The sequence below is a fragment of the Amaricoccus sp. W119 genome (assembly GCF_047275745.1).
In the GTDB taxonomy this organism is placed as follows: Bacteria; Pseudomonadota; Alphaproteobacteria; order Rhodobacterales; family Rhodobacteraceae; genus Amaricoccus.
The window spans coordinates 39,331-46,963 of sequence record NZ_JBKQWU010000025.1; the positions used below are offsets into that span (position 1 = coordinate 39,331).

Here is a 7,633-nt window from a genome sequence, read left to right on the forward strand (position 1 = left end):
AGCGCGGGCGTGCGACGGAAATGTCGCGCCGCGGCGAAGGTTCCGTGAAGCTCGCGTGTCGGGATTGTGTCAGCGCGGCGGCAGTTCGGCGACGATCGTCTCGGCCGCGGCCCGCGGGTCGGCGGCGGCCCAGACCGGGCGGCCGACGACGATGTGATCCGCCCCCGCCGCGATCGCATCGCCGGGCGTCATGACCCGTTTCTGGTCGCCGAGCGCGCTGCCCGCCGGGCGCACGCCGGGGGTGACGATGAGCCGTCCCGTCGCCTCGGGCAGTGCCCGGATCGCCACCGCCTCGCGCGGCGAGGCGATGACACCATCGGCGCCGGCGAGAAACGCGCGGCGCGCGCGTTCGGTCACGAGATCCTCGACCGCTCCGGGAACGATCATCGCCGCGTCGAGGTCGTCGCGGTCGAGCGAGGTCAGGATCGTCACTGCGAGGATCTTCGTCGCCGCCTTGCCCCGCCCGGCCACGGCGGCGCGGACCACATGCGGATCGCCATGCACCGTCAGGAAGTCGAGATCGAAGGCCGCGAGGCCGCGCGTCGCCGCCTCGACGGTCGCGGAAATGTCGAAGAGCTTCATGTCGAGAAAGACGCGCTTGCCCATCCCCTTCAGCTCGTTCGCGACCGCGAGCCCGCCGGTCGTCAGCATCCCGAGGCCGATCTTGTAGAAGACCGCGCGCGAGCCGAGCCGCTCCACGAGTTCCAGCGCCGCGGGGGCATGCGGCAGGTCGAGGCCGATTATCAGGCGGTCGTCGGGCAGGCGGTCATCGGACATTTCCGGCTCCGGTTTCGCGGCGTGCCGCCGGAAATGCGGGAGCGGGATCGGGGAGTCAAGGCGGGAGCCCCGGGGGCCGGGGAAGGGCGGGCGGGCGCGGCCACCGCCGCGCCCGGGTCCCCGGATCAGAACCGCAGTCCGAGGGCGAAGCCGCCCAGCAGGTAGCAGAAGAAGGTGATCAGGATGATGCCGACGATGTTGAGCACGAAACCGCCCCGGGCCATCTGCGCGATCGTCACCGCGCCGGTCCCGAAGACGATGGCGTTGGGCGGCGTGCCGACCGGCAGCATGAAGGCGNCGAAACCGCCCCGGGCCATCTGCGCGATCGTCACCGCGCCGGTCCCGAAGACGATGGCGTTGGGCGGCGTGCCGACCGGCAGCATGAAGGCGCAGGTGGCCGCGAAGGCCGCCGGGATCAGGAGCGTCATCGGATCGGCGTTGATCCCGACCGCGACCCCGCCCAGCACCGGGATGAAGGTCGCGGCGGTCGCGGTGTTGCTGGTGATCTCGGTCAGGAACAGCACGATCGTCACCACGGCGGCGACGAGGGCCACGATCGGCAGCACGCCGAGCCCGGTCACCTGCTGGCCGAACCAGCCGTCGAGGCCGGTGGCCGCGACCGCGCTCGCGAGGCTGAGGCCGCCGCCGAAGAGCAGCAGCACGCCCCAGGGCAGGCCGTCCTCGGCATCCTTCCAGTTCAGCACCATCTCCGTCCGGCCGCGCGCGGGCATCAGGAACATGGCGATTCCGGCGGCGATGGCGATCGCGGTATCGTCCATGTCGCCGAACCAGCCGAGGTGGTCGCCGATGAACGGAAGGCTCGCGAGCAGCCCCGGCACCACCCAGAGGAACGCCGCCGAGCCGAAGACGATCATCACCATCTTCTCGCCCTGGCTGAGCTCCCCGAGCTTCGCGATCTCGTCGTCGATCATCTGCCGCCCGCCCGGGATCTCCTTCAGATCGAACCGGTAGAGCACATAGGTCATCAGGAACCAGCCGATCACGATGAAGACGGCGGCGACCGGAACCCCGAGCATCATCCATTCGAGAAAGCCGATCTCGCGGCCGAGCTCATCGGCGGCGTAGCCCGCGACGATGGCATTGGGCGGGCTGCCGAGCAGCGTGCCGAGCCCGCCCATCGTCGCCGACCAGGCGATGGCGAGCACGAGGCAGACGCCGAAGCGGCGGATGTTCTCGTCCTTGATGAAATCCATGTGGCCGGGCTTGTGCTCCGGGATCACGCCCGAACCGGTGCGCTCGGCGACGAGCGTCAGGACCGACATGCCGATCGGCAGCATCATGAGCGTCGTCGCGGTGTTGGAGACCCACATCGAGAGAAACCCGGTCGCGACCATGAGGCCGAGCACGATCCGCTTCGGCTCGACCCCAACGCGGCGCAGCGTCAGGAGCGCGATCCGCCGGTGCAGGTTCCACTTCTCCATGGCGATCGCAATGAGGAAGCCGCCGAGGAAAAGGAAGACGATGGAACTCGCATAAGGAGCGGTGGCCTCGGAGACCGTGCGCTCGGTCAGCATCGGGATCAGCACGATCGGAATGAGCGAGGTCGCGGCGAGCGGGATCGCCTCGGTCATCCACCAGACCGCCATCAGCGTCGCGATCGTCGCCACCCAGCGCGCATCCGGCGTCAGCCCCTCGGTCGCGCCGAGCGCGATCCAGACCACGAGCGCGGCGACCAGCCCGCCGATACGCAACCCCCAGGTGAGTCCCGCGGAACGATGGCTCGGCCCCTCGTCCTCGATATACTCCTCATACTCACCTTGCTGCCGGATTTCCTCGGCCATCGCTCCCCCCGGGTTCCTCGTTGCTTTTCAGAGACTATTGCGACGAAATGCTGGCGAGGCAATACAATCCGGTGGAGGGGAGAACGGTGGGCGGCGCCCCGCCTTGCGCCGCGCGCCCCGGTGTATCCGTCTTGCAGCACGGAGGTGTAGCATGGGCGCATTGAACATCCGGGATCTCGGGGACGAGCGAAAGGCAGCGCTTACTGCGGAAGCGAAGGCGCGGGGGCTGTCGGTCTCCGAACTCGCCCGGCGGTTCATTGACGAGGGGATCGACCGCGCGCAGGCCGAGCGGGCGCGCGAGGCATGGGTCGCGGAGGCGCGGGAGGGATTCGTTCACGAGGCGGAGCATCTCGCGGCACATGGCGCATCGCTCGCGCGGTATCGGTGGATTCGGGCCGGGCTGTGACTCGGTGGGGGCGAACGCTCGCGAAACGCTCACCGCGAAATATTTCTTACGACAAACAGAAACTCCAAGCCAAGATCGCGAAGAAAATTTATCGAGTCATGCACATCAATTTCGTATACTGGCCAGTATGAAAAGTTTAGTGAGCTGGGAATGAAATCTCCCTCATGCGCGATTCTATTTCGCCACTCCCAGATCCTATCAAGATTGGCTTTTGTCTGGCGGGGATCTTTCTGAGTGAGTTCTTGGTGGGTGAGCCAAATCCTCACGTCGATGATTTTAAATACATCAGAAATCTTAGATGAGGATACGAATGATTTGTAGGAATTATTCTTACGTAAGTGGAGGTCGATCTCGTTTGAGAGGGTTGCTGATCCGTCGGACGTTAAACAAGAGTAGGGAATCTCCATTCTTACGTTTCCGTTCCGAGATCTAGCACGATCAACCACCTCGATCCGGATGATTTCGTGGATCAGAAAATCGAATGCTCCGACGGCAAGTAGCAACGCTCCGCGCAGAGCGGCTGATTGTGTGCCGCTTGGCAAGGCAGCCGACGCCTTGAGCAGGCTTGACGCGTCGTTGAGACAACGTTGGAATGCGTCCTCGGAAAAAATAAATCTCAAAGCTTGATATCGGCAATTAACTGGAGGATCTTTTGCGCCCCGTCGCCGTATATATTATTGAATTTCTTAACGCTAGACAATTGATTTTTCGCAACAGAGCCGGACGATTTGATTTCTTCGCTAGACAGAGAGAATACAGGTTTCGATAGGTCTTGAGAAATCGCCATAAGGCTATTAAAGTCGGGCACTTCCATCAGAAAATGAGTTGGATCGGCATTCGCTTTTAAGTAAATTTCATTTGAAAGCAACAGGTTGGCGGAGTTTAGTGCATTGTAGAGATCAGTCGAGATAATCGCTTTGAGATCGTCAAACCACTTCTCGAATGCCCGCGTCGGGCGCTCTTCGCCGTCCCGCATCCTTTTTCTGTAATTCTGCACGACCGATCCGAGAAACTTGACTGGCTTCCCATTCCAAGGATAGTCGGCCTGCCGCAAGATTGCATTCAAGCCTGCGGACTTTGACCATTCGGTCCAGAGCGGCAGAGTTTTTGCCAACGAGCGAAGCGCCATGCCCGAGAAAAAATCTGGAGCCATTGGAATAACAAATGCATCACTGCTCATGAGTATATTTTGATTGAGAGATCCCAAACTTGGGCTGAGATCAATTAGTACGACATCTATCGAATTTTTTTCTGCCGCTATTTTCATGGCGTGTGACAGAGCGCCGGGAATATTCTGAAAATTAGCAAGAGATCCCGATAGTTCATGAGCTATCGATAGGCGGCTTTCATATTCGGATAAGCCAACGTGGCCCGGCAGTATGAACAGATTGGCTCGCTCGGGGACAGACTGAACTTCTGCGACCGATATCGGACGTGGTCGTCCGTCGAACGCTGGCGCTACAGCATCGCGAATGTTTCTCGGATTATCGAGTTGGGTTGATTCGTAGGGATAATTGTCAACTTGTGAATACTCCAGAACCAATCCGGTAAGATTACATTGTGGATCGCAATCAACTAATAGAACTTTTTTACCAAGTTCTGCAAGTTTCCATCCAATATTAAAGGCTGAAGTTGTTTTAGATACACCGCCTTTATGATTAAAGAATGAAATCTTTGGTGCTATCTTCGTTGCCAATTTTACGCTCCGAGCCGGCTGGTGTAGATTACTTCTGCCAAATCAATCGGCGGTTGTTAGCTAATGCGATGCATAGAGCTTTAAGGTGGCTATGTGAAGGTGCGTTAGGCGACTATAGGCAAGCGAGGGGCGCAACCTTGTCCCACACCCCCTCCCTCCCTACCTAATCCCCTGAGATCCCCCACCCGCTGCGCCGCGAGGCGGGCAGCATTGGGGGGATGCCGGAGAGGGAGATATTGATGAATTTCGAGAAGTTCTCGGAACGGGCCCGCGGCTTTGTTCAGGCCGCGCAGACGATCGCGCTGCGCGAGGGCAATCAGCGGTTCATGCCGGAGCATCTGCTCAAGGCGCTGCTCGACGACGACCAGGGGCTGGCGAACAACCTCATCAAGGCCGCGGGCGGCGATCCGCAACTCGTTCGCGCGACGAACGAGGCGGCGGTCAACAAGCTGCCGAAGGTCGAGGGCGGCGACGGGCAGCTTTATATCGACACCCAGACGGGCAAGGTGCTCGCCGAGGCGGAGAAGATCGCGACGCAGGCGAAGGACAGTTTCGTCACCGTCGAACGGCTCCTGACCGCGCTTGCCATCGTGAAATCGGCGGCGAATGACGCGCTGAAGGCCGGGGGCGTGACGCCGAACGGGCTCAACACCGCCATCAATGACCTGCGCAAGGGGCGCACGGCCGATACCGCGACGGCGGAGCAGGGCTATGACGCGCTCCGCAAATACGCGCGCGACCTGACCGAGGCGGCGCGCGAGGGCAAGATCGACCCGATCATCGGCCGCGACGAGGAAATCCGCCGCTCGATGCAGGTGCTGAGCCGGCGCACGAAGAACAATCCGGTGCTGATCGGTGAACCCGGCGTCGGCAAGACGGCGATCGCCGAGGGCTTGGCCTTGCGGATCGTCAACGGCGACGTGCCCGAGAGCCTCGCGGACAAGCAGCTTCTCGCGCTCGACATGGGCGCCTTGATCGCCGGTGCGAAATACCGGGGCGAGTTCGAGGAACGGCTGAAGTCGGTGCTCTCCGAGATCCAGGCGGCGGCGGGCGAGATCATCCTCTTCATCGACGAGATGCACACGCTCGTCGGCGCCGGCAAGGCGGATGGCGCGATGGATGCGTCGAACCTCCTGAAACCGGCGCTGGCGCGGGGTGAGTTGCACTGCGTCGGTGCGACGACGCTCGACGAATACCGCAAGCATGTCGAGAAGGACCCGGCGCTGGCCCGGCGGTTCCAGCCGGTCTTCGTCGCCGAGCCGACGGTCGAGGACACGATCTCGATCCTGCGCGGCATCAAGGAGAAATACGAGGTTCACCACGGCGTGCGGGTCACGGATTCCGCGCTGGTGGCGGCGGCGACGCTCAGCCATCGCTACATCGCCGACCGGTTCCTGCCGGACAAGGCGATCGACCTGATGGACGAGGCCGCCTCGCGGCTCCGCATGGCGGTGGATTCGAAGCCCGAGGAACTCGACGCGCTCGACCGCGAGATCCTGCAGAAGCAGATCGAATCCGAGGCGCTGAAGGTCGAGAAGGATCAGGCGAGCCAGGACCGGCTGCAGAAGCTGCTGGTCGAGCTTTCCGCGTTGCAGGACCGTTCCGCCGAGATGACGGCGCAGTGGCAGGCCGAGCGCGACAAGATGAAGGGCGCGGCGGAGCTGAAGGAGAAGCTCGATCAGGCGCGCGTGGAACTCGACAACGCCAAACGGGTCGGCAATCTCGCCGAGGCCGGGCGGCTCTCCTATGGCGTGATCCCGCAGCTCGAGCAGGAGCTTCAGGCGGCGGAGGCCAAGGGCGGCGACGCGCTGGTCGAGGAGGCGGTGACGCCCGAGCAGATCGCGCAGGTGGTCGAGCGCTGGACCGGCATTCCGGTGGACCGGATGCTGGAGGGCGAGCGCGAGAAGCTCCTGCACATGGAGGAGTCGCTGGGCAAGCGCGTGATCGGCCAGCGGGAAGCGGTGGTCGCGGTCTCGAACGCGGTCCGGCGCGCGCGGGCGGGTCTCAACGATCCGAACCGGCCGCTCGGCTCGTTCCTGTTCCTCGGGCCGACCGGTGTCGGCAAGACCGAGCTCACCAAGGCGCTCGCGGCGTTCCTCTTCGACGACGACCAGGCGATGGTCCGGATCGACATGAGCGAATACATGGAGAAGCACTCCGTCGCCCGTCTGATCGGCGCGCCTCCGGGCTATGTCGGTTATGACGAGGGCGGCGTGCTTACGGAGGCGGTGCGGCGGCGTCCGTACCAGGTGATCCTGTTCGACGAGGTCGAGAAGGCGCATCCGGACGTGTTCAACGTGCTGCTGCAGGTTCTCGACGACGGCCGTCTCACCGACAGCCAGGGGCGCGTGGTCGATTTCAAGAACACGCTGATCATCCTGACCTCGAACCTCGGCTCGCAGGCTCTCTCGACCCTGCCCGAAGGCGCGCCGGCGGAAGGGGCGCGCGATCAGGTGATGGCGGCGGTGCGCGCGCATTTCCGGCCGGAGTTCCTGAACCGGCTCGACGAGATCGTGCTCTTCGACCGGCTGACGCGGGCCAACATGGACGGGATCGTGCGAATCCAGATCGCGACGCTCCAGAAGCGGCTCGCGGGGCGCGACATCTCGCTCGAGGTGACGGAGGCGGCCGAGACCTGGCTCGCGAACCGGGGCTACGACCCGGTTTACGGCGCCCGCCCCCTGAAGCGGGTGATCCAGAAGGCGCTGCAGGACCCCCTCGCCGAGAAGCTGCTCGCAGGCGAGGTCATGGACGGCGCGGTGGTGAAGGTCGGCGCGGATTCGGAAGGCCTGACCTTCGGCGAGACGGCCGAACCGAAGAAACCGGCGGCGGTGCACTGAGCGCCGGCGAACAGGGTGGGTGGATTCCATCGCGAAGCGCAACGGCTCAAGCAAACCGGATCTGGACGTCCCTGCCAAGTTCGGAGAGGAACGCCTCGACCGGGGATGTGTA

The 7,633-nt window shown here is 63.2% G+C and carries 6 protein-coding genes; 2 read left to right on the plus strand and 4 right to left on the minus strand.

Annotation, left to right across the window (positions count from 1 at the left end; genetic code table 11):
* Positions 1-69 precede the first annotated feature (69 nt).
* Together pyrF and ACLJK8_RS13550 are read right to left on the minus strand one after the other, a co-directional pair.
* Positions 70-777 (minus strand): orotidine-5'-phosphate decarboxylase, encoded by a 708-nt coding sequence (pyrF, locus tag ACLJK8_RS13545; RefSeq protein ID WP_413150815.1) that lies wholly within the window; start codon positions 775-777, stop codon positions 70-72.
* A 125-nt stretch (positions 778-902) separates the two neighbouring features.
* Complete coding sequence (locus tag ACLJK8_RS13550; protein WP_413150816.1) at positions 903-2,579, minus strand: SLC13 family permease; 1,677 nt, start codon at positions 2,577-2,579, stop codon at positions 903-905.
* A 151-nt stretch (positions 2,580-2,730) separates the two neighbouring features.
* Between ACLJK8_RS13550 and ACLJK8_RS13555 the strand changes: the two genes are divergently transcribed.
* Positions 2,731-2,985 (plus strand): type II toxin-antitoxin system CcdA family antitoxin, encoded by a 255-nt coding sequence (locus tag ACLJK8_RS13555; protein ID WP_413150817.1) that lies wholly within the window; start codon positions 2,731-2,733, stop codon positions 2,983-2,985.
* A 29-nt stretch (positions 2,986-3,014) separates the two neighbouring features.
* Here the strand turns inward: ACLJK8_RS13555 and ACLJK8_RS13560 are convergent, their stop codons facing one another.
* Together ACLJK8_RS13560 and ACLJK8_RS13565 are read right to left on the minus strand one after the other, a co-directional pair.
* Positions 3,015-3,605 carry a HEPN domain-containing protein gene (locus tag ACLJK8_RS13560; protein WP_413150818.1) on the minus strand — a complete coding sequence of 197 codons (591 nt, stop codon included), beginning with the start codon at positions 3,603-3,605 and terminating at the stop codon, positions 3,015-3,017.
* Positions 3,602-4,681 (minus strand): ParA family protein, encoded by a 1,080-nt coding sequence (locus tag ACLJK8_RS13565; RefSeq protein WP_413150819.1) that lies wholly within the window; start codon positions 4,679-4,681, stop codon positions 3,602-3,604. The genes ACLJK8_RS13560 and ACLJK8_RS13565 overlap by 4 nt, the downstream gene beginning before the upstream one ends.
* A gap of 239 nt (positions 4,682-4,920) precedes the next feature.
* Here ACLJK8_RS13565 and clpB point away from each other — a divergent pair, with 239 nt between their 5' ends.
* Positions 4,921-7,521 carry an ATP-dependent chaperone ClpB gene (clpB, locus tag ACLJK8_RS13570; RefSeq protein WP_413150820.1) on the plus strand — a complete coding sequence of 867 codons (2,601 nt, stop codon included), beginning with the start codon at positions 4,921-4,923 and terminating at the stop codon, positions 7,519-7,521.
* The last annotated feature ends 112 nt before the right edge of the window (positions 7,522-7,633 follow it).

What these genes read in the sequence shown, in the direction of transcription:
- clpB (WP_413150820.1), top strand. Translation starts at nt 4,921, where the DNA reads ATGAATTTCGAGAAGTTCTCGGAACGGGCCCGCGGCTTTGTTCAGGCC.
- pyrF (WP_413150815.1), bottom strand. Translation starts at nt 777, where the DNA reads ATGTCCGATGACCGCCTGCCCGACGACCGCCTGATAATCGGCCTCGAC.
- ACLJK8_RS13555 (WP_413150817.1), top strand. Translation starts at nt 2,731, where the DNA reads ATGGGCGCATTGAACATCCGGGATCTCGGGGACGAGCGAAAGGCAGCG.